A 22344-nucleotide genomic window follows, 5' to 3' on the forward strand; every position below is an offset into this window, starting at 1 on the left:
GCAGCCGCGCGCATCGGAAAGCCCCGGCGTATCACGCTTTCAGAATTCTTCAGCCGCGTTTCCAGCACTTCAGACGCTGCTCGGGCCTAGTCGGTTCCTCATCCCGAGGAACTCACCCATGCACCGCACCCTACCCCGTTTGGTCCCCCTGATCCTGTCGCTGGCCACCGCCCTGCCCGTCGCGGCCCTCGCGGCGTCGCCAGCGTTGGACGCATCCCGGATCGCCGCCCTCGAAGCGGCCATCGCCAGTGACGACATCAAGCAGGTCACCAGCGTGCTGCTGACGGTGGACGGCAAGATCGCCTACGAAGGCTATTTCAATGGCGGCAGCGTCGAGATGCTCAATGACGTGCGCTCGGCCAGCAAGAGCGTCACCGCCCTCATGGTCGGGGCGGCGATTGGCGACGGCAGCCTGCCCGGCGTCCAGGCCAAGGTCTACGACTACTTCCCCGAGTTCACCGCGCGGCATCCGGTCGATCCGCGCCTGCGCGCCACCACCGTGGAAGACCTGCTGACCATGAGCAGCCTGTGGGAGTGTGACGACCAGAACGCGTTTTCTGCCGGCAACGAGGAGCGCATGTATGTCACCGAGAAGTGGCTGGACTTCGCCCTGTCGCTGCCGGTCAAGGGCTTCGCGCCGTGGATGACCCGGCCTGAGGACAGCCCGCACGGCCGCGCGCATGCCTACTGCACAGCCAACTCGTTCGTGCTCGGTGCGGTGCTTGAGCGTGCCACGAAGATGCCGCTGGCCGACTACGCGGCCAAGGTGCTGGAACGTCCGCTCGGCATTTCAGCCAGCCAGTGGAACCGTTCCCCGGAGGGCATCGGCATGGGCGGCGGCGGCACCCGTTACCGCAGCCGCGATCTGGCGCGGCTGGGCGAACTGGTGCGCGACGGTGGCCGCTGGCAGGGCCGGCAGCTGGTCCCGGCCAACTACGTGCAGGCGATGGTCAGCGCGCAGGCGCGCACCGACGATGGCAGCGATTACGGCTACCAGTGGTGGGGCCTCAAACTGCCGGTCGACGGTGGCGAACAGACCGTATGGACGATGTCCGGCAATGGCGGCAACTATGTGTTCGTGATGCCGGAAAAGAAGCTGGTGGCGGTCATCACCAGCCGCGCCTACAACCGCAGCTACGCCCATCCGCAATCGCGGCGCATCCTCACCGAGTTCCTGCTGCCCGCGCTGCGCTGAAACCGCCCAGGTCGTCGGGACGCCACGGGGCCGCCAGCACCTGCGCACGCTGTGCGGCCACGTCGGCATCGATTCTGGCCAGCAGCTGCGGCCATCCTGCCGCATCGTGCAGGGGCGCGAACAGCGGCGTGGCACGCAGCCAGGCGGCATCACGGAAGCCTGCATCCACGGCGCGATGCAGGTCGGCCAGGGCGGCGACGGCGTCGCCCTGGGCCTGGTGCAGCAGCGCACGTTCCAGCGCGGTGTCCGACCAGCCATCGTCAGCCTGCCCGTGCAGTGCACGCAGGCGCGCGGCGATCCAGTCGGGCGTGGCCGCTTCGACGCCGTGCAGCCCGGCCAGCGTCTGCCCCATCGACTGCTGTGGACGCAGTTGGCGGCTGCGCTCGAAGGCCTGCGCGGCGCCCGCGCGGTCACCGTCCAGCAACCGCATTTCGCCCTGCAGCCGCAGCAGTTCCGGATGCGGGGTGCCGCGCGCCAGGGCCTGCTCCAGGACCGCGCCCGCCCTGCCCTGTTCACCCATGGCCAGCAGCGTGCGGGGCCAGGCGATGTTGGCGAACACGTTATCCGGATACAGCTGGAAATTGCGCTCGTGGCGGCGTGCGGCGGCCTCCTTGAAGCCGAGCAGTTCCAGTTCGCGCGCCACCTGCACATCCAGGAAGCGGATCCGTTCGGGCGCACGCAAGGCGAGGTTGTTCTGCAGCGCCAGCGCGAGGTGGCCCTGCTCCTGGTGCAGATAGGCCAGCGAGGCGCGGGTGCGCTCATCGTCCGGGTCGCGCTGCAGCGCCTGCTGGTAATCGGCGATCGCCTGCGGCATTGCCCCGAGGCAGTCATGCGCATAACCGCGCGCGGCGTACGCGGCGGCATCATCCGGCACTGCCTGAAGCGCCTGCCCGGCCAGCACCAGCGCTTCTTCCGCACGCTCGCGGCTGCCATTGAACAGGCAGGCATCGGCGGCAAGCGCGCGGGCCAGCCCGCGACGGGCGACCCGCGAATCCGGGTCGATCTGCAACGCCTGCCGATACAGCGCAATGGCGCGCGTGTTGTTGCTGGCCTGTCCGATACCGGCGTAATAGCTGGCGCGCTCCAGCACCGGGTCGGCCGGCGAGGTCGGCGCGCGCGTGGGCCATGCCAGGATGACCACGCCCGCCGCGACGAGGGCGGCCATCGCTGCGGTGGGCCATATCCAACGACGTGTCCGCGAGGGTCCGATGGCGGTGGCCTCGGGGGGTATCGGCTGCAACGGCGCGCACAGCTGATAGCCCCGCCCGCGCACCGAGCGCACATAGCGTGGCTGACGGCCGTCATCGCCCAGCGCCTGTCGCAACAGCTTCACCCGTTGACTGATCGCATCCTCACCGACCACCGCCGGTGCCCACACCTGCGCGGCCAGCGTGTCGAAGTCCACCACCGCATCGCCGTGGGCGAGCAGGCAGTCCAGCAGGCGCCAGCTGAGCCCGGTGACCGGCAGGACCACGCCGTCGCGTCGCACCTGTTGCAGGGTGCGATCGATATCCAGGTCCAGCAGGCGAACAATCTCCATGCCGGCAAGCATAGGGCACAGCAGACCGTGCCGGATGTGGCCGATTGCACCCCATCACCGCCCAGTCGCCACGGCGCAGCTACAGTGCCTTGCCCCTTCTCGCCCGCGCCGCCATGACCGACCTGCACATCGACCGCCTCGACCACCTTGTCCTGACCGTGGCCGACATCGCCACCACCTGCGACTTCTACCAGCGCGTGCTGGGCATGGAGGTCATCGACGTTGGTGCGGGGCGCAAGGCCCTGCGTTTCGGGATGCAGAAGATCAACCTGCATGCGCACGGCAAGGAGTTCGAGCCCAAGGCCGATCGCCCCACGCCGGGCGCGGCGGACCTGTGCCTGATCACTTATGCGACGATGGAGGAGATCCTCGCGCACCTGGATGCGCAGGGCGTGGTCGTGGAAGAAGGACCGGTGCAGCGCACTGGCGCGACCGGTCCGATCCTGTCCGTGTACGTCCGCGACCCCGACGCCAACCTGATCGAGGTCGCGCGTTACCTGGACTGAGGCAGGAACGGCGCGGACATGGCCTGCAACAGGCTGCCCTGCGCATCATCGCCGGTCAGTTCCCAGGTGAACACGCCGCGCAGCTGCGCCTGCTTGGCGTACGCCGCGCGCACACCGATCGAGGTCGGGTCTTCGTAGCTGATGAAGATGCGCTCGGCCGGGTTGTACAGCCATGGCGTCTGCGCCACCGGGTGCCAATGCCGCTGCCAGCCCGGCTGGTCGAGGAAGTCGCTGCGGATGCGCCGCCAGTCGCCGGCATCGAACGGCGCGCTGTAGGGCTGGTACAGCCCCTCACCCGCGTCGGTGGTGACACGGAAACCGCGCCCGTAGAACGGCACGCCCAGCACCAGCTTGTCGGCCGGTACACCGTGCTGCTGGTAGTACTGCACCGCGCCTTCGATGTTGTTCCAGCGGCGCAGCGCCGGGTCCAGCGGATCGGTCGGCACTTCCCGCAAGGGCGCGTTGAAAGTGGACACCTTGGAGAAGCCGGTGCCCATGTCATAGCTCATCAGATTGATGAAATCGAGCGCGCTGGCGAGTGCCTTCACGTCATAGCTGAGCGCCGGGTCATAAGGGCCGTCGGTCTGCACGCGACCGGCCGGCAGCGCGGCCGTGAGCAGCAGTGACTGCGCGCGCGGCTTGCCGACCGCATCGAGCTGACGGCGAAACTCCTGCACCAGCAGGGTCATGTTGCGGCGGTCTTCCGGGCGGTGGGCGATGTCGGTTGGACCGCCCGACACCGGAAATTCCCAGTCGATATCCACGCCGTCGAAACTGCCGCGATGGCGTTCGAAGAACAGCGCCACACAGGAGGCCACGAAGCGTGTGCGGCTGTCGGCGGTCAGCGCGGCATCGGAGAAACCACCGGCGTTCCAGCCGCCGATGGAGATAAGCGTGTGCAGCTTGGGGTGCGCACGCTTGAGCGTGGCCAGTGCCCTGAAGTGCGCCTCGGCCTGTGATCCGACCACGCACTGCCCCTGCTCGATGGTGGCGAACGCGTAGAACAGGTGGGTCAGCGTGTCGGCCGGGATGCGCTCGACCGGATAGCGCTCGGCCGAACCGCCGGGGTAATACGCGCCGACCACCCTGGGTGCCGATTCCGCAGCAGATGCGGCACGCGGTAGAAGGCTGGCAATCAGCACGGCGAGCACGGCCACGGAATGACGGAACATGCGAACTCCCGGTTGAAGGCGAGGCCACGTTAGCAGACCCGCAGGGGGCGGAAATGGGTTTGTACGGCGAGTCCTGCAAACCTGTCCTGCAGACACCACCGCGCCTGCGTGAGGGGTCTTATCGGACACCATGCCGGGTAAAACACAGTCAACTGCGGGGCATGCGGCCGCGTCCCGGGGATCCGATGCGACCCCGCATGGCGCGCAGCCGCAGGCAAAGAAAAAGCGGGCCGAAGCCCGCTTTTTCTGTTCGAAAGCGTGAGGACCCACGGTCCTCAGCTACCAGGCGATCAGCGTGCGCCGATTACTCGGCGGCGACGGCGCCTTCGCCTTCTTCGACGGCCTTCATCGACAAGCGGATACGGCCCTGCTTGTCCACTTCCAGCACCTTGACCTTGACCACATCGCCTTCCTTAAGCACGTCGCCGACCTTCTCGACGCGGTCGCTGGAGATCTGCGACACGTGCACCAGGCCATCCTTGCCCGGCAGGATGGTGACGAACGCACCGAAGTCCATGATCTTGGCGACCTTGCCTTCGTAGATGCGGCCCGGCTCGACGTCCGAGGTGATCTGCTCGATGCGGGCCTTGGCGGCCTGTGCAGCGATGGCATTGACCGAGGCGATGACGATGGTGCCGTCATCCTGGATGTCGATCTGGGTGCCGGTTTCCTTGGTGATGGCCTGGATGGTGGAACCACCCTTGCCGATCACTTCGCGGATCTTGTCCGGGTGGATCTTGATGGTCAGCAGGCGCGGCGCGTAGTCCGACAGCTCCTGACGCGGCGCGGTCAGGCCATGGGCCATTTCGCCCAGGATGTGCAGACGGCCCGCCTTGGCCTGCTGCAGTGCCTGCTTCATGATCTCTTCGGTGATGCCTTCGATCTTGATATCCATCTGCAGGGCGGAGATGCCCTCAGCGGTACCGGCAACCTTGAAGTCCATGTCACCCAGGTGATCTTCGTCACCCAGGATGTCGGACAGGACGACGAAGCGCTCGCCTTCCTTGACCAGACCCATGGCGATACCGGCCACCGGCGACTTGACCGGCACGCCGGCATCCATCAGGGCCAGCGAGGAACCGCAGACCGAAGCCATCGACGAGGAGCCGTTGGATTCGGTGATTTCCGAGACCACGCGGATGGTGTACGGGAAGGCTTCCAGCGACGGCATCACTGCCAGCACGCCGCGCTTGGCGAGGCGGCCGTGGCCGATTTCGCGACGCTTCGGGCCCATCATGCGGCCGGTCTCGCCCACCGAGTAGGGGGGGAAGTTGTAATGGAAGAGGAAGTTGTCCTTGTACTCACCGGACACGGCATCGATGACCTGGCCATCACGGGCGGTGCCCAGGGTGATGGTCACGATGGCCTGCGTTTCACCGCGGGTGAACAGCGCCGAACCATGGGTACGCGGCAGGATGCCGGTCTTCACGGCGATCGGGCGGACGGTGTCCAGCGCACGGCCGTCGATGCGGACCTTGGTGTCCAGCACCGAGTTGCGCATGGTGCTGTATTCCAGCTCGCCGAATTCCTTCGACAGCTCGGCCGGGTTCCAGCCTTCGGCGGCCACGCGGCCAGCCAGCGACTCGACCACGTCCTTCTTGATCGCCGAGATGGCGTCACGGCGCTGCAGCTTGTCGCGCACCTGGAAGGCTTCGCCCAGACGCGGGCCGATGGCTTCCTGCAGGGCGCTGATCAGCACGTCGTTCTTGGCCGGGGCTTCCCAGGTCGACGGCTTGGTGCCGGCTTCCACGACCAGTTCGTTGATCGCGTGGATGACCTTCTGCATTTCGCGGTGACCGAAGGTCACAGCGCCCAGCATCACGTCTTCGGACAGCAGCGCGGCTTCGGATTCGACCATCAGCACGGCGTTGGCGGTACCGGCGACAACCAGTTCCAGCTCCGAATCCTTCAGTTCGGTCACGGTCGGGTTGAGGATGTACTCACCGTTCTTGTAACCCACCTTGGCGGCGGCGATCGGACCCTTGAACGGGGTGCCGGCCAGCGACAGCGCAGCCGAGGCACCGATCAGGGCAGCGATGTCACCATCGATGTCCGGGTTCAGCGACATCACCGTGGCGATGATCTGCACTTCGTTCTTGTAGTCTTCCGGGAACAGCGGACGGATCGGGCGATCGATCAGGCGCGAAATCAGCGTCTCTTTTTCGGTCGCGCGGCCTTCGCGCTTGAAGAAACCGCCCGGGATACGGCCACCTGCGTAGAACTTCTCCTGATAGTCGCAGGTCAGGGGGAAGAAGTCCTGGCCCTCACGCGCGCTCTTGGCGGCAACGGCGGAGACCAGCAGCACGGTGTCGTCGAACTTGACGATGACGGCACCGCCCGCCTGACGGGCGATTTCGCCGGTTTCAAGCGTGACGGTGTGCTTGCCGTACTGGAAGGTTTTGGTGATTTTTGCCACGGGGGTTTCCTTGGATGATGCTTTCTTCAATGGACCGCGGGCGACCCTTGCCGCCGACGGGTGACCGGTTGTCCGGCCCATACGTTTGATGCGGTACTGCCAAAACAAAACCGCGGCGCATTCCTGCGCCGCGGTGGGGGTTCGTACTTAGCGACGCAGGCCGAGCTTTTCGATCAGGGCCTTGTAACGCGGAGCGTCTTTCTTCTTCAGGTAGTCGAGCAGGCTGCGGCGGCGGTTGACCATCTGCAGCAGACCGCGGCGGCTGTGGTGATCCTTCTTGTGGGTCTTGAAGTGGCCGGTCAGCAGTTCGATGCGGGCGGTCAGCAGAGCGACCTGGACTTCCGGGGAGCCGGTGTCGGTGGCGCTGCGCTTGTTGTCTTCAATGACTTTCTGGGTGTCGATCGACATTTTATTTTCTCTTGGATGCGTGGCCCGCAGAAACGTCCCATTGACGTACCGCGTGACTCGCCGTGAACGAAAGGATGAACCCGCAGAACGCGGGAAGCCTGAAAAGGCCGCGAAATTGTAACGGGCGCAGCCGTCCGGGACAAGGACCGGCTGCGCCGGGGTCAGCCCTGGCCGGCCAGGTTGAAGCGCCGCTGCGGTGCCAGCCGGCCGTTCTCGTCGACCTTGCCCAGGCCCTGGATGGCCTCGTCCGGACCGTATACCACCACCGTGCCCTGGGCCCAGGCCGGGTCGCGCAGGCGCTGGCCCACGCAGAAGCGCGGGGTCTGTTCAGCATCCAGGGTGACCCGTGGATAGTGGGCCAGGCCGGCGTCCAGTGGCAGCAGCAGCGCATCGATGGCGGCTTCGTCGCCCTGCTCCACCAGAGTCCGCAGGGTGTCCAGGGACACCATCGGCACGTCGCGGAAGGGGTCCACCCACAGCCGACGCAGGCCGGCGATGTGTGCCCCACAGCCCAGGGTTTCCCCGAGGTCGCGGGCCAGGCTGCGGATATAGGTGCCTGAACCGCAGGTCACGCGCAGGCGCAGCCGGGTCGGTTGCTGCTCCAGTACCTCAATGGCGTGCACCTCCACCTGGCGCTCCGGCGCCTCGATGACCTCGCCGCGGCGCGCCTTCAGGTACAGCGGTTCGCCGCCCTGCTTGAGCGCTGAGTAGATCGGCGCGCGCTGCAGGATGCGCCCCTTCAGCGGTACCAGCGCGGCCTCCAGCGCTTCGGCGCTGATCGGCGGGACCGGCCGTTCGCGCAGCACCGCGCCATCGGCGTCATCGGTATCGGTGGTCTGGCCCAGCACCACCTCGGCGTCGTAGGCCTTGGCCGAGCCCAGCAGCAGGCCGGCAATCTTGGTGGCCTCGCCGAAGCACAGCGGCAGCAGGCCGGTCGCCAGCGGGTCCAGGCTGCCGGTGTGGCCGCCCTTCTCGGCGCGGTACAGGCGCCGCGCGATCTGCAGCGCGGCGTTGGAGCTCATGCCGCCCGGCTTGTCGAGCAGCAGAATGCCGTCCAGGCGACGGAATGTGATTCGGGATGCCATGTCGTGGTTTCAATCGGCGCCATCTGGCGCTGCCGGCAGTCCCGGCGGTCGACGGTGCGGTCGTTGTCGACCCGGGCACCGTCCCATAAGACAACAGCCCTTGCGGGCTGTTGGTCCATCAATCAGATTTCTTGTCGCTTTCGTCCGCGTCGCCATCCTCTGCGTCGTCCTCGGGCTGTCGGCTTTTTTCAGCCGCCAGCGTATCGGGCAGGTCACGCAGAATGTTGTCGATGCGCTCGCCGCGATCCACCGAATCATCGTAGTGGAAGTGCAGCTCGGGCACGTGGCGCAGCTTCATGGCACGCGCCAGCTCCATCCGCAGCTCCCAGGCCAGTTCCTTCAGGCCCTTCATGGCTTCTACCGAACGTTCGGGCATCAGCGCGGTGACGAAGATCTTGGCATGCGCCATGTCACGGGTGATTTCCACGTCGGAGACGCTCACCGAAGGCAGGCCGTGTACACGCACGGCGTTGTGCACGAGCGTCCCCAGTTCGCGGCGGATCTGGGCGGAAACACGGTCGGTTCGATGGAAGGTCTTTGGCACGGTAGGCGGACTCGTCTTGAAGGGTGGTACGTAAGCGAAAAAGCCGGACCGCGCGAAGCGATCCGGCCTGGAACATTACAGGGTGCGCGGCACTTCGATACGCTCGAAGCACTCGATCTGGTCGCCCGGCTTGACGTCGTTGTAGGCCTTCACGCCGATACCGCATTCGGTACCGTTGCGAACTTCCTCGACGTTTTCCTTGAAGCGGCGCAGCGATTCCAGCTCGCCTTCGAAGACCACGACGCTGTCGCGCAGGACGCGGATCGGCTTGCTGCGCTTCACGGTGCCTTCGATGATCATGCAGCCTGCGACCGCACCGAACTTCGAGCTGCGGAACACGTCGCGGACCTGGGCGATACCGATGATCTCTTCGCGGATTTCCACGCCGAGCAGACCGGACGCCACCTGCTTCACCTGATCGATCACGTCATAGATGATCGAGAAGTAACGCAGGTCCACGCCATTGGATTCGATGATGCGACGCGCGGAGGCATCGGCACGCACGTTGAAGCCGATGACGGTGGCCTTGGAAGCAACCGCGGAGTTGGCATCGGACTCGGTGATGCCGCCCACGCCGGAGTGGATCACGTTGATGCGGATGTCTTCGTTGGACAGCGCGACCAGTGCCTGGCTCAGTGCCTGCACCGAACCCTGCACGTCGGCCTTGATCACCAGGTTCAGCACCTGCTGGCCATCGCCCTTGCCCAGGGTCGCCATGATGTCTTCCATGCGGCTGCCGGCAGACTGCACCAGGCGCGATTCACGGCGCTTGATTTCGCGCTGCTGCGCGACGTCCTTGGCCAGACGCTCGTCTTCGACAACGACGAAGTCATCGCCGGCATCCGGCACGCCGGACAGACCCAGCACCTGCACCGGGATCGACGGACCCGCCTGCTCCGGCTGCGCGCCGGTTTCGTCGAACAGGGCGCGCACGCGGCCGTACTGGATACCGCAGACCAGGTAGTCGCCCTTCTTCAGCGAACCCTGCTGCACCAGCACGGTGGCGATCGGGCCACGGCCCTTGTCCAGCGAGGACTCGATGACCACGCCGCTGGCGCGGCCGTCGGCCACGGCCTTCAGTTCCAGCAGTTCGGCCTGGACCGAGATCGCCTCGAGCAGGTCGTCGATACCCAGGCCAGCCTTGGCCGAGATCTCGACCATCTGGGTGTCGCCACCAAAGTCTTCGGACACGACCTGCTCGGTGAGCAGTTCGTTCTTGACCCGCAACGGGTCGGCGCCGGCCTTGTCGATCTTGTTGATCGCCACGATCAGCGGCACACCCGCCGAACGGGCGTGCTGGATGGCTTCCTTGGTCTGCGGCATGACGCCGTCGTCGGCAGCCACCACCAGCACCACGATGTCGGTCAGCTTGGCACCGCGGGCACGCATGGACGTAAACGCCGCGTGGCCCGGGGTATCCAGGAAGCTGATGACGCCCTTGGGCGTTTCAACGTGGTACGCACCGATGTGCTGGGTGATGCCACCGGCTTCGCCCGTGGCAACCTTGGTGCGACGAATGTAATCCAGCAGCGAGGTCTTGCCGTGGTCGACGTGGCCCATGATGGTGACCACCGGCGGACGTGCCACCGGGTCGCCGTGGTTGCCAGCGGACTGCGCCAGCAACGCGTCTTCGGCATCGTTGGTGTTGGCACGGATCACGTTGTGGCCGAGTTCTTCGGTCACCAGCGCGGCGGTGTCGTGGTCGATGGTCTGGGTGATGGTCGCCATGACGCCCATCTTGAACAGCGCCTTGACCACATCGCCGCCCTTCAGGGCCAGCTTCTGGGCCAGATCGGCCACGGTGACGGTATCGCCGATGGTCACATCACGCACGATCGGGGCGACCGGACGCTCGAAACCATGGGCACCCCCGCCGCTGCGCGACTGGTTGCTGTCACGGCGGCTGCCGTGCTGCACGCGCCCGGTCGGACGACCGCGCGAGTTGCTGTTGTTGCCACGACGGGCGCGATCGGCGGCCGACAGATGCAGCTGACCGGCGAAGCGGTTGCCACCATCGTCGTCGCGCTTGGCGCCCGGGCGGTTGTTGGCGTTGTTCGAATTGCGGTCGTCCGAACGCGGGGCCGGACGTGCAGCCGACGGCGCCGACGGACGCGGATTGCGCGCCGGGGCATCGTTGGCGGCCGCAGGCTTGGCTGCAACCGGGGCCGGGGCCGGCGGTGCATTCTTGGCCGCTTCGGCAGCGGCTTCGGCCGCCTTGCGCTCGGCTTCGGCACGTTCCTTGGCGTCGATTTCGTCCTGACGCTTGCGGGCGATTTCTTCATCGCGCGCACGGTCCTTCTCGGCCAGTGCGCGCTGCTCGTCCAGATTGCGCTGGCGGGATTCCTCCAGCTTGCGCAGGATGTCGGCGCGCTCCTCATCCGCGGTCATCGGCTTGCCGCTGGCGTCCTTCATGTAGGTGCGCTTCTGGCGCACTTCGACGTTGACGGTGGTCTTGCTGCGGCCGGCGCTGACCGTCACTTCCTGCAACTTGCGACGGTTGAGGGTGATCTTCTTGGCGGCCTCGTCGGTGCTCTCGACGGGCTGCTCGGTCTTGCCGTGCGAACGACGAAGGAAGCCCAGGAGCTTCACCTTCTCGGTGCTGGTCACGACCTGGTCGGGACCGCTGAACTTCATGCCGGCTTCGGCAAGCTGTACGAGCAGTTTATCGACAGGCGTGTTGACCAGTTCGGCAAGCTTACGGATGGTGGTTTGCTGCGACATTCGGATCCTATGATCTGGTTGGCGCTCCCTCGAAACGTGCGAAGGCAGCGCGGAGTCTAAGCCCTGATCGGGTCAGGGCACTGTTCATCGCTGGCTCATTCGCCGCGCTCCAGGCGGGCGATCTCCTCGGCTCGGGCGGCAAGGATCAGGGCGGCGGCGCGCTCCTGGTCCATGTCCTCGATACCGAACTCGAGGATCTCGTCGGCGGCCAGGTCCGACAGGTCCTCACTGGTACGCACGCCATGACCGGCCAGGGCGTAGGCAGTCGCCTCGTCCATGCCTTCCAGGGCGAGCAGGTCTTCCGACGGCGAGCCGTCCTCCAGACCTTCTTCCACCGCCAGCGCTTCATTGAGCAGCGCATCGCGGGCACGGGCACGCAGCTCTTCGACGATGTCTTCGTCGAAGCCTTCCACGGCCAGCAATTCGCCGACCGGGACGTAGGCGATTTCTTCCACGGTGTTGAAGCCTTCGGTCACCAGGATGGCGGCGATTTCTTCATCCACTTCCAGCTTGTCCATGAACAACTGGCGGGCAACGGTCTGCTCTGCCTCGGACTTGGCGGTCACCTGGTCCTGGGTCATCACATTGAGCTGCCAACCGGTCAGGCGGCTGGCCAGGCGCACATTCTGGCCGCCCTTGCCGATCGCCTGGGCCAGACGCTCTTCAGCGACGGCCAGGTCCATCGAATGCTTTTCTTCGTCGACGATGATCGACTGCACTTCGGCCGGCGCCATCGCGTTGATGACGAAGTTGGCCGGGTTCTCGTTCCACAGCACGATGTCCACGCGCTCACCGTTGAGCTCGTTGGACACGGCCTGCACACGCGAACCGCGCATGCCGATGCAGGCACCGATCGGATCGGTGCGGGCGTCGTGGGCGAGCACGGCGATCTTGGCACGGTCGCCCGGATCACGTGCGCAGGCCTTGATCTCGACCAGGCCCTGGCCGACTTCCGGCACTTCGAGCTTGAACAGTTCGATCATGAATTCCGGCGCGGCGCGGCTGATGAACAGCTGCGGGCCACGCGGCTCGGAGCGCACTTCGGCCAGGTAACCGCGGACGCGGTCGCCGGCACGCAGGACGTCGCGCGGAATGCCCTTGTCCTTCGGGATGAAGGCTTCGGCGTTGCCACCGAGGTCGACATAGATGTTGCCGCGCTCGGCGCGCTTGACCACACCGGTGACCAGCTCGCCGACACGATCCTTCCACGCATCGACGACCTGCTGGCGCTCGGCTTCGCGCACGCGCTGGACGATCACCTGCTTGGCGGCCTGTGCGGCGATACGGCCGAAGTCCGGGTTTTCGATCTGTTCTTCGATGTAGTCGCCGACTTCCACGCCTTCGGCTTCGTCGATGGCATCCATCAGACGGATCTGGCGGTCGGGCGATTCCATCACCACGTCATCGGCCACCACTTCCCAGCGGCGGAAGGTTTCGTAGTTGCCGTCCTTGTGGTCGATCGACACACGGGCCAGCACTTCTTCATCGGGGTAGCGCTTCTTCGCCGCCGACGCCAGTGCTGCCTCGATGGCATCGAAGATCACTTCACGCGGAACGCCCTTTTCATTGGCGACCGCATCCACTACCAGCAAAAGTTCCTTGCTCATTGGCTCACTCCGCGCGCGGCTTTTTGGCCGCCGGCTCGTTGGATGGTTTCTTGTTCGCCTTGCCACCCTGCTTGGGTGCCGGGCCAGTCGGTTTGGTCGGAGCGAGGCCGAGGGCGGCCCAGTCCGGCATGATGCGTGCCTTGTCGATATTCTCGACATCGGCGGTGAACGGGGAATTGTCGACCTTGAAGGTGACGGTGCCCTGTTCGATGTCCACAGCGAGGATTTCACCCTGCAGTCGGCGACGGCCGTCCTGCGGGAGTTTCAGCGTGACCTTGGCCGATTCGCCGATGGCGCGCTCGAACTGCTCGCCGGTGAACAGCGGGCGGTCGACGCCAGGCGAGGACACTTCCAGGGTGTAATTGGCGGTGATCGGGTCTTCCACGTCCAGCTGTGCGGAGACTTCGCGGCTGACGCGTTCGCAGTCGTCGATGTTGACGATGCGCTCGGGCTGTTCGGCCAGCGGCACGTCGATATAGAGGCGCAGCGTCGCACCACCCGGGGCAGTGAGGTATTCCACGCCCAGCAGCTCGAGACCCAGCGACTGAACGGTGGGGGCGAGCAGATTCGCGATTTCGGTTGCCTTGTCGCTCACAGTCTGCCTTGTTCGTTGAAAGAGATACGGGCTTGGTCCGGCGAACGGACCACCTTCCGGAAACAACAAAGGGCCCGCTGGGCCCCTTGTCCGGTACAACTCCGGTCATGCTGGATTCCGGTAGCGGGAACACACGCGGTGTGCGTTCCTGCGAGCCCAGCGTTCCGGGGGGTCACGGCGGCCTGGGTACAGGTTGCCGTTCCTGGAAGCCGGTTGCGGGACCCTTCTCATCCGTTGACGGGATGGGAGTGGTCAATCCGCTAAGCCACTGATCATAGCCGTTGCACCGCGCTGGTGCAATGGCTTGGGATGCTTCCGGCTGCCCTATTGTAAAAGCTGAACAGCAGGGGCTGACGGCCACGGCCTTGCCTCTGCGGCTGCGTCGCGGGTATCGGCACTCGGCATCTCGGCTACGTCGCGGGTAAGGCACTCGGCATCTCGGCTACGTCGCGGGCGTCGGCGCGGGCGGGATGGCGGGACACGCCGTAAACCTATCCCTGGGGGCTCGCGGGCGCCATCCATGGCGCCCAACGGTCCCGCCATCCCACCCGCACCGCCACCTGGAGAGTTGGCCGGTGAGTTATTGGGCTCAAGAGCGGATCAGTCGGGGAGCGAGGAGGCCTGACGCATTCCGAATCCCCGAATTCCGAATCCCGAATCCTTCAATTCAGATCCCGAATCCACCAACACCGCAACCTTCGATCCGCCAGCCAGTGCAAGCAACGCCAAAAATAATGCCGCGCCTTTGATCTCCGCGGGGCACCGACGTACTACGAGGTGCTGGCGTGAGTAAGTTTGCGGGGCCCTGAGCCGCATGGAGGCGGCTCAGGAGCTTACAGGGGTGAGGGAGCATTGCGGCGAGGCACTGCCTCGCCAGCGTCCGAACGCCCAGCCGCCAGCGGCTGGGCCGAGGCGGGCCGCGGGGCGGGATTTGCAGCGTGCCCCGCGCACTTACTCATGCCAGCGCCCTTCCAGAAGCCTGCGCACCTAATTTGACCTGGCACTGGCATTTGGCCTGGGTTACGCCTTCAAAAAACCAAACCCCACCAACGAAAAAAGCGACCCCGTCACCGGAATCGCCTTTTCGTCTACTGCATCTGCACTGCAGATTTTCTGTGGTAGCGGGGGCAGGATTTGAACCTGCGACCTTCGGGTTATGAGCCCGACGAGCTGCCAGACTGCTCCACCCCGCAGCAGAAGCGGAATTGTAAGGGAGTTTTCATCCCTGCGCAACCCCTGTTGAAACATGACCCATTTGACCCGCAGATGCGAAGCCAGAGCAAGAGCAGCCGACCATGGATCGGCTCTACCCTGCCCTCGCCGGCATCGGCATCGGCACCGCATCGGCACCGCATCGGCACCGCATCGGCATCGGCATCGGCATCGGCGTCAGCGCCGGCGTCAGCGCCGGCGTCAGCGCCAGCATCAGCATCAGCATCAGCATCACCACCGGCATCAGCGCCAGCACCAGCACCACCACCACCACCACCACCGGCATCAGCGGCTTCGGCTTCGGCTTCGGCTTCGGCTTCGGCGTCGGCGTCGGCGTCGGCGTCGGCGTCGGCGTCGGCGTCGGCGTCGGCGTCGGCACCGGCCACACAACGAAAAAAGCGACCCCGTTGCCGGGATCGCTTGATTCGTCCACTGCCTCCGGCTTGCACCGGAGCTATATGGTAGCGGGGGCAGGATTTGAACCTGCGACCTTCGGGTTATGAGCCCGACGAGCTGCCAGACTGCTCCACCCCGCAGCAGAAGCGGATGAGTGCGGAAGACCCGGAGGGCTTCCAAGCAACGATGTTCTGGCGAAACCGCTGCATCAACAACTCAGGAGATGAATATTACACGAGTTGCGCACGTTTGTATCGTTTTTTATGAAATATGTGCAAATGCCTGCTGGCACCAGACCATGATCGGGTTCCATGCCAGGCCCAGGCCCAGCAGCGCCAAGGCGTTCACGCCCAGCACCACACCCAGCACGCGGTCGTGGTTGGCCGGCAGCGGCTCGCCCACCGGCTCATCGAAGTACATGACCTTGATCACGCGCAGGTAGTAGAAGCAGCCCACCACCGCGGCCAGCACGCCCAGGATCGCCAACCACAGCATGCCGCCGTTGATCGCCGCGCCCAGTACCGCCAGCTTGGTCCAGAAGCCCAGGAACGGCGGAATACCCGCCATCGACGCCATGATGCACAGCACCAGGCCGGCCATCCACGGATTGCGTGCGTTGAGGCCCTTGAAATCTTCGATCTTCTCGGCCTCGAAGCCGCTGCGCGACAGCGCGATGATCGCGCCGAAGCCGGCGGTCGACATGATCGCGTAGCTCAGGGCGTAGAACAGCGCCGCCGAGTACCCGCGCTCACCACCGCCGGCGATGCCGAGCAGCAGGAAGCCGATGTGCGATACGGTCGAGTAGGCCAGCATGCGCTTGAGGTTGGTCTGCGCGATCGCCATCAGGTTGCCGATCACCAGCGACAGCGCGGCCAGGCCGGCGATCAGGTACTTCCACTCATCCGACAGCGGCCCCAGGCCCATTTCCAGCAGGCGATAGGCCATGCCGAACGCGGCCAGCTTCGGTGCCGAGCTGATGAACAGCGCGACCGGCGCCGGGGCGCCCTGGTACACGTCGGGCAGCCACATGTGGAACGGGGCCGCGCCGAGCTTGAAGGCCACGCCGGCGATCATGAACACCGCACCGGTCATCAGCAGCACGCGCTCTTCCGAGTGCGGAATGGCGGCCTGGATCGCGTCCAGATGCAGCGAGCCGGTGGCGCCGTAGATCAGCGACATGCCATACAGCAGCAGCCCCGAAGCCAGCGAACCGAGCACGATGTACTTCATCGCCGCTTCCGAGGCCAGGCCGTTTTCACGGTTGCTGGCCACCAGGGCGTAGGAGCACAGCGCCAGCAGTTCCAGGCCCAGGTAGACCATCAGCAGGCTGCCGGCGGACACCAGGATCATCATGCCGGCGGTGCCGAACAGGATCAGCACCGGGATCTCGCCCTGGTACAGCTTGCGCTCGCGCAGGTAGCTCCAGCCATAGACCAAGGTCAGGCCGCTGCACAGCACGATGACGGTCTTCATGACGTCGGCCGCGGTATCGCGGACGAACATGCCGTGGAAGACCTCGCCCTGCCCGCCCACTCCGGTGGCGAGCATGAACAGCACCGCGGCCAGCGCGGCGACCGACAGCAGATGGGTCCAGATCTTGTTCTTGTCGCTGATGAACAGATCGAGGATCAACAGGGTGAACGCACTGGCGATCAGCACCAGCTCGGGAGCGAGCGGGGGCAGGTCAGCGGCGGTCAATGGCAACAGCGGCGAGGTGGTCATCATCAAATCCTGGAATCAATACTCTCGACGGCCCGATTACAGCAGCTTGCTGGATGCAATCTGCATCACGAGCTTCGCGATCGAGGGCTCCATCAGGTCGGTCAGCGGCTTGGGGTACAGGCCCAGGGCGAGAGTGCCCACGGCGAATACACCCAGCACCAGCCATTCGCGACCGTTGATGTCCTTCAGTTCGGCGACATGGGCATTGGCCACTTCACCGAAGAACACGCGCTTGTACAGCCACAACGTATACGCCGCCGTGATCACCAGGGTACTGGCCGCACCCAGCGCCAGGGCCGGATGACGCTGGAAGCTGGCCATGATGATCATGAACTCGCCAACGAAACCGCTTGTGCCCGGCAGGCCGGCATTGGCCATGAAGAACAGCATGGCGAAGGTGGCAAACCACGGCATCACGTTCACCACGCCGCCGTAATCGGCGATCCGGCGGCTGTGCATGCGGTCGTACAGCACGCCCACGCAGGAGAACATGGCGCCAGAGACGAAGCCGTGCGACACCATCTGCACCATGGCGCCCTGCAGACCCAGACGGGCCGCATCCGGGCTGCCGGCGTCACGCACCAGCCACAGCGCGATGAAGGTGCCCAGGGTGACAAAGCCCATGTGCGCGATCGACGAATAGGCGATCAGCTTCTTCATGTCGTCCTGGACCAGGGCGACCAGGCCGACATAGATCACCGCGATCAGCGACAGCGTGATCACCAGCCAGGCCCATTCCTGGGAGGCGTCGGGGACGATTGGCAGGTTGAAGCGCAGGAAACCGTAACCACCAATCTTCAGGGCGATGGCGGCCAGGATCACTGAACCGGCGGTCGGCGCCTCGACGTGGGCGTCCGGCAACCAGGTGTGGACCGGGAACATCGGCACCTTGACCGCGAACGCGATCAGGAACGCGAAGAAGATCCAGGTCTGCTCCTTGCCCGACAGCTGCAGCTGGTACAGGTCGGCCAGCTGGAAGCTGCCACCCTTCAGGTACAGGTAGATCAGCGCCACCAGCATCAGCACCGAGCCGAGGAAGGTGTACAGGAAGAACTTCAGCGCGGCGTAGATGCGGCGCGGGCCGCCCCAGACACCGATGATCAGGAACATCGGGATCAGCATCGCTTCGAAGAACACGTAGAACAGCATCGCGTCGGTCGCAGCGAAGATGCCGACGGTGACGCCTTCCAGGATCAGGAAGGCGGCCACGTACTGGTTGACGCGCTTGTCGATCGCGCTCCAGGCACCAATCAGGGCCAGCACCGAGACCAGCGTGGTCAGCAGGATCAGCGCGATGGCGATGCCATCGACGCCGAGGTTGTAGCCGATGTCGTAGGCGGGGATCCAGGCGCGGGTCTCGACGAACTGCAGCGCGTCGTTCCCCACGTCATAGCCGCTGAGCAGCGACAGGCTGGCCACGAAGGTCAGCACCGCTACACCCAACGACGCCCAGCGGGCGGTGCGGGCATCACGGATGGCAAGGATCAAGGCACCGCCGAGGATCGGCAGCCAGATGAGAACACTGAGTAGAGGCCAGTTCGACACGTCTTCTTATTCCGTACAGGTCATCAACGCAGGTAATGCATCAGGACGCCCAGGAGGGCAATCAGGCCGATGATCATCGCGAAGGCGTAGTGATAGAGGAAACCGGATTGGGTGCGACGCAGCAGGTTGGCCGCCAGATCGATCAGGCGCGCCGAACCGTTGACCACCACACCATCGACGATGTTCGTGTCGATCGCGCGCGAAACCTTGCCGAGCTTGATGCCGCCGCCGGCGAAACCGCCGATCCAGAGTTTGTCGAAGCCGTACTTGTTCTCCAGTACCGATACCAGCGGTGCGAAGGTCTTGCGGGCCTTGCCCGCCAGCTCCGGCTTCCACAGGTAGAACAGGGCTGCCAGCAGGAAGCCGGCCACGGTCAGGAAGAAGGCCGGGGCCATCATCCCATGGAGCGCGAAGGCCACCGGACCGTGGAACTCTTCCGCCAGGGCACCAATGGTGTTGCGTGCCGGGTCGTAGAAATCGACGATGCCGGTGAAGAACGAATGCACCTGGCCCGGGACCGCGTGGTCGGCATGCTTGCCGGCCCAGTCGGTGCCGTACAGCATCGGACCGATGCTGAAGAAACCGATCACGATCGAGGGGATCGCCAGCAGGATCAGCGGCAGGGTCACCACCCAGGGGGTCTCGTGCGGCTCATGCGGACCGTGGCCATGGCCATGGTCGTCATGGTGCGCGTCGCCGTGGTGGGCGTCGGCGGCGTGTGCGTCAGCATGATGGTCGTCATGGCCGTGGCCGTGGTCATCATGCGCGTCGCGGAAGCGTTCCTTGCCATGGAAGGTCAGGAACAGCAGGCGGAAGCTGTAGAAGCTGGTCACGATCACACCGCCCAGCACCGCCCAGTACCCGTAGGTGGCCACCCAGCTGTTGGACACGTGCGCGTGGTGCTGCGCCGCTTCGATGATGGTGTCCTTGGAGTAGAAGCCGGAGAAGAACGGCGTCCCCACCAAGGCCAGCGTGCCGATCCACATGGTGATGAAGGTGATCGGCATGTACTTGCGCAGGCCGCCCATCTTGCGCATGTCCTGCTCGTGGTGCATCGCGATGATGACCGAGCCGGCACCCAGGAACAGCAGCGCCTTGAAGAAGGCGTGGGTCATCAGGTGGAACACGGCTGCCGAATAGGCCGACACGCCCAGCGCCACGGTCATGTAGCCCAGCTGGGACAGCGTGGAGTACGCGACGACGCGCTTGATGTCGTTCTGCACGATGCCGATCAGGCCGGTGAAGAACGCGGTGGTCGCACCGATGAACAGCACGAAGTTCAGGGCGGTCTGCGACAGCTCGAACAGCGGCGACATGCGGGTGACCATGAAGATGCCCGCGGTGACCATGGTCGCGGCGTGGATCAGGGCCGAGATCGGGGTCGGGCCTTCCATCGAGTCCGGCAGCCACACGTGCAGCGGGACCTGGGCGGACTTGCCCATGGCGCCGATGAACAGGCAGATGCAGATGATGGTGGCGATCGACCAGATCACCGGCTCGTTGAACACCTGGAAGGACGTGCCGAACAGGTTGATCGCACCGGACCAGACCTGCAGCTGTGCCTGCGGGCTGCCCAGGATCGGCGCATTGGCGAACACGGTGGCGTAGTCCAGGGTGCCGAACACCCACAACACGCCGGCGATGCCGAGGATGAAGCCGAAGTCGCCCACGCGGTTGACCAGGAAGGCCTTCATGTTGGCGAAGATCGCGGTCGGGCGCTTGAACCAGAAACCGATCAGCAGGTACGACACCAGGCCCACCGCTTCCCAGCCGAAGAACAGCTGCAGGAAGTTGTTGCTCATCACCAGCGTGAGCATGGAGAAGGTGAACAGCGAGATGTAGCTGAAGAACCGCTGGTAGCCCGGGTCATCCTGCATGTAGCCGATGGTGTACACGTGCACCAGGAACGACACGAAGGTGACCACGACCATCATCATCGCGGTGAGCTTGTCGATCATGAAACCGACATGCGCCGAGTACTGGCCGACTTCAAAGAACGTGTAGATGTTCTCGTTGTACGGCTGCGCGCCACCCCACAGCAGCATGTACAGCACGTAGCTGGACATGATGCAGCTGGCGGCGACGCCCAGGATGGTGACCGTCTGTGCGCCGATGCGACCGACCTGCCGGCCGAACAGCCCGGCAATGATGCTGCCGATCAGCGGTGCAAGCACCACTGCGATCAACAGACTCTTGGAGAGAGTGATTTCCATCTACGGATCAGCCCTTCAGCGAATCGATTTCGCCGACATTGATGGTGCGGCGGTTACGGAACAGGGTTACCAGGATCGCGAGGCCAATGGCGGCCTCGGCCGCGGCCACGGTCAGGATGAAGAAGACGAACAGCTGTCCGGCCGTATCACCCAGTTCACGCGAGAACCCGACGAAATTGATGTTGACCGACAGCAGCATCAACTCGACGGACATCAGCAGCACGATGATGTTCTTGCGGTTGAGGAAGATGCCGGCGAGGCTGATGCAGAACAGCAGCGCGCCCAGCGCCAGGATATGGCCGAGGGTGATCATGGCGTTGCCTCCTCGTCGGTGGACGGACGGGTACGGGTGTGGACCACCGGGGTTTCGGCATCCATCTTGACCACGCGCAGGCGATCGCTGCCCTTGACCATGGTCTGCTCGGACGGGTTCTGGGTCTTCAGGCCGGTGCGGCGACGCAGGGTCAGCATCACGGCGGCAACCACGGCCACGGTCAGGATGACGGCGGCGAACTCGAACGGCAGCAGGTATTCGGTGAACAGGCTGCGCGCCAGCCAGGTGATGTTGGAGCTGTCGGCGGCCAGCGCGGCGGCGTTGTCGGCCGGGAACGGATTGACCGCCCTGCCCTTCACCCCGATCAGCACCAGCATCTGGACCAGCATGGTGACGGCCACCACCAGCCCGACCGGCAGGTAGCGCACCCAGCCCTCGCGCAGGTTGGAGGCGTCGATGTCGAGCATCATCACCACGAACAGGAACAGCACCATGACCGCGCCCACGTACACCAGCACCAGGGCCACGCCGAGGAACTCAGCGCCGACCAGGATCCAGATGCAGGCCACGGAGAAGAAGGTCAGGATCAGGCACAACACGGCATAGACCGGATTGCGCACGCTGATCACCGCCGCGGCGGAAATGCCCGCCACGATGGAGAAGACCCAGAAACTGATATTTACCCAATCCATCATTGAACCTCAGCGGAAAGCGGCATCGGCGGCGCGACGCTCGGCGATTTCGGCTTCAAGCCGATCCCCGATGGCCAGCAGCTGCGGCTTGGTGACGATGTTCTCGCCACGATTCTCGAAGTGGTACTCGAGGATGTGGGTCTCCACGATCGAGTCCACCGGGCAGCTTTCTTCGCAGAAGCCGCAGAAGATGCACTTGAACAGATCGATGTCGTAACGGGTGGTACGACGGCTGCCGTCCTCGCGCTTGGCCGAATCGATGGTGATCGCCAGCGCCGGGCACACCGCTTCGCACAGTTTGCATGCGATGCAGCGTTCCTCGCCGTTGGGATACCGGCGAAGCGCATGCAGGCCGCGGAAACGCGGCGACTGCGGGAACTTCTCCATCGGGTACATCAGCGTGTACTTGGGCTTGAAGGCGTACTTCAGGGTCAGCCACAGACCGCCGAGCAGCTCAAGGAGCAGCAGGCTTTTGAAGTAATGGGTAATTCTGTTCATCAC

The 22344-nt window shown here is 64.9% G+C and carries 18 protein-coding genes and 2 tRNA genes; 2 read left to right on the forward strand and 18 right to left on the reverse strand.

Features of this window, described 5'->3' with window-relative positions:
- The first annotated feature begins 118 nt into the window (after positions 1-118).
- Entirely contained in the window at positions 119-1195 is a 1077-nt protein-coding gene (locus NR101_RS06215; protein ID WP_256774652.1) for a serine hydrolase, read from the forward strand.
- On the opposite strand, the gene NR101_RS06220 is transcribed toward NR101_RS06215, so the two are convergent.
- The gene (locus NR101_RS06220; protein ID WP_256774651.1) at positions 1164-2735 is read right to left on the reverse strand and encodes a winged helix-turn-helix domain-containing protein; all 1572 of its coding nucleotides are present in this window, start codon (positions 2733-2735) and stop codon (positions 1164-1166) included. The two genes, NR101_RS06215 and NR101_RS06220, sit on opposite strands and share 32 nt — an antisense overlap.
- A gap of 122 nt (positions 2736-2857) precedes the next feature.
- Here NR101_RS06220 and NR101_RS06225 point away from each other — a divergent pair, with 122 nt between their 5' ends.
- Positions 2858-3241 carry a VOC family protein gene (locus NR101_RS06225; RefSeq protein ID WP_256774731.1) on the forward strand — a complete coding sequence of 128 codons (384 nt, stop codon included), beginning with the start codon at positions 2858-2860 and terminating at the stop codon, positions 3239-3241.
- Here the strand turns inward: NR101_RS06225 and NR101_RS06230 are convergent.
- From NR101_RS06230 to nuoI, 17 genes are all read right to left on the reverse strand, one after another.
- The gene (locus NR101_RS06230; RefSeq protein WP_256774650.1) at positions 3229-4413 is read right to left on the reverse strand and encodes a glycoside hydrolase family 18 protein; all 1185 of its coding nucleotides are present in this window, start codon (positions 4411-4413) and stop codon (positions 3229-3231) included. The genes NR101_RS06225 and NR101_RS06230 overlap by 13 nt on opposite strands.
- Before the next feature lie 304 nt (positions 4414-4717).
- Complete coding sequence (pnp, locus tag NR101_RS06235; protein WP_256777714.1) at positions 4718-6829, reverse strand: polyribonucleotide nucleotidyltransferase; 2112 nt, start codon at positions 6827-6829, stop codon at positions 4718-4720.
- A gap of 147 nt (positions 6830-6976) precedes the next feature.
- Positions 6977-7237 (reverse strand): 30S ribosomal protein S15, encoded by a 261-nt coding sequence (rpsO, locus tag NR101_RS06240; protein WP_128097467.1) that lies wholly within the window; start codon positions 7235-7237, stop codon positions 6977-6979.
- A 161-nt stretch (positions 7238-7398) separates the two neighbouring features.
- Complete coding sequence (gene truB / locus NR101_RS06245; protein ID WP_256774648.1) at positions 7399-8322, reverse strand: tRNA pseudouridine(55) synthase TruB; 924 nt, start codon at positions 8320-8322, stop codon at positions 7399-7401.
- Between the two features lie 118 nt (positions 8323-8440).
- Entirely contained in the window at positions 8441-8866 is a 426-nt protein-coding gene (gene rbfA, locus NR101_RS06250) for a 30S ribosome-binding factor RbfA (RefSeq protein WP_256774647.1), read from the reverse strand.
- A gap of 75 nt (positions 8867-8941) precedes the next feature.
- On the reverse strand, positions 8942-11587 hold the full coding sequence (gene infB, locus NR101_RS06255; protein WP_256774646.1) for a translation initiation factor IF-2: 2646 nt from the start codon (positions 11585-11587) through the stop codon (positions 8942-8944).
- A 95-nt stretch (positions 11588-11682) separates the two neighbouring features.
- Positions 11683-13194 (reverse strand): transcription termination factor NusA, encoded by a 1512-nt coding sequence (gene nusA, locus NR101_RS06260; protein WP_256774645.1) that lies wholly within the window; start codon positions 13192-13194, stop codon positions 11683-11685.
- A 4-nt stretch (positions 13195-13198) separates the two neighbouring features.
- Entirely contained in the window at positions 13199-13789 is a 591-nt protein-coding gene (gene rimP, locus NR101_RS06265; RefSeq protein ID WP_256774644.1) for a ribosome maturation factor RimP, read from the reverse strand.
- Positions 13790-14905: 1116 nt separating this feature from the next.
- Positions 14906-14982 (reverse strand) — tRNA-Met (locus tag NR101_RS06270).
- 113 nt (positions 14983-15095) lie between these two features.
- The gene (locus tag NR101_RS06275) at positions 15096-15434 is read right to left on the reverse strand and encodes a hypothetical protein (protein ID WP_256777715.1); all 339 of its coding nucleotides are present in this window, start codon (positions 15432-15434) and stop codon (positions 15096-15098) included.
- A gap of 26 nt (positions 15435-15460) precedes the next feature.
- Positions 15461-15537: transfer RNA gene (locus tag NR101_RS06280), tRNA-Met, on the reverse strand.
- A 121-nt stretch (positions 15538-15658) separates the two neighbouring features.
- On the reverse strand, positions 15659-17119 hold the full coding sequence (gene nuoN / locus NR101_RS06285; protein ID WP_256774642.1) for an NADH-quinone oxidoreductase subunit NuoN: 1461 nt from the start codon (positions 17117-17119) through the stop codon (positions 15659-15661).
- 36 nt (positions 17120-17155) lie between these two features.
- Positions 17156-18664 carry an NADH-quinone oxidoreductase subunit M gene (locus tag NR101_RS06290; protein WP_256774641.1) on the reverse strand — a complete coding sequence of 503 codons (1509 nt, stop codon included), beginning with the start codon at positions 18662-18664 and terminating at the stop codon, positions 17156-17158.
- 23 nt (positions 18665-18687) lie between these two features.
- Complete coding sequence (gene nuoL / locus NR101_RS06295) at positions 18688-20877, reverse strand: NADH-quinone oxidoreductase subunit L (protein WP_256774640.1); 2190 nt, start codon at positions 20875-20877, stop codon at positions 18688-18690.
- A 7-nt stretch (positions 20878-20884) separates the two neighbouring features.
- Positions 20885-21190, reverse strand: a complete 306-nt coding sequence (gene nuoK, locus NR101_RS06300) for an NADH-quinone oxidoreductase subunit NuoK (protein ID WP_256774639.1) — start codon at positions 21188-21190, stop codon at positions 20885-20887.
- Positions 21187-21846: an NADH-quinone oxidoreductase subunit J gene (locus tag NR101_RS06305; RefSeq protein WP_256774638.1), complete on the reverse strand. Its 660-nt coding sequence runs from the start codon at positions 21844-21846 to the stop codon at positions 21187-21189. The genes nuoK and NR101_RS06305 overlap by 4 nt, the downstream gene beginning before the upstream one ends.
- A 6-nt stretch (positions 21847-21852) precedes the next feature.
- The gene (gene nuoI, locus NR101_RS06310) at positions 21853-22341 is read right to left on the reverse strand and encodes an NADH-quinone oxidoreductase subunit NuoI (protein ID WP_038687244.1); all 489 of its coding nucleotides are present in this window, start codon (positions 22339-22341) and stop codon (positions 21853-21855) included.
- Between the last annotated feature and the right edge of the window lie 3 nt (positions 22342-22344).

This window comes from Stenotrophomonas sp. Ste86, assembly GCF_024519465.1.
Lineage (GTDB): Bacteria > Pseudomonadota > Gammaproteobacteria > Xanthomonadales > Xanthomonadaceae > Stenotrophomonas.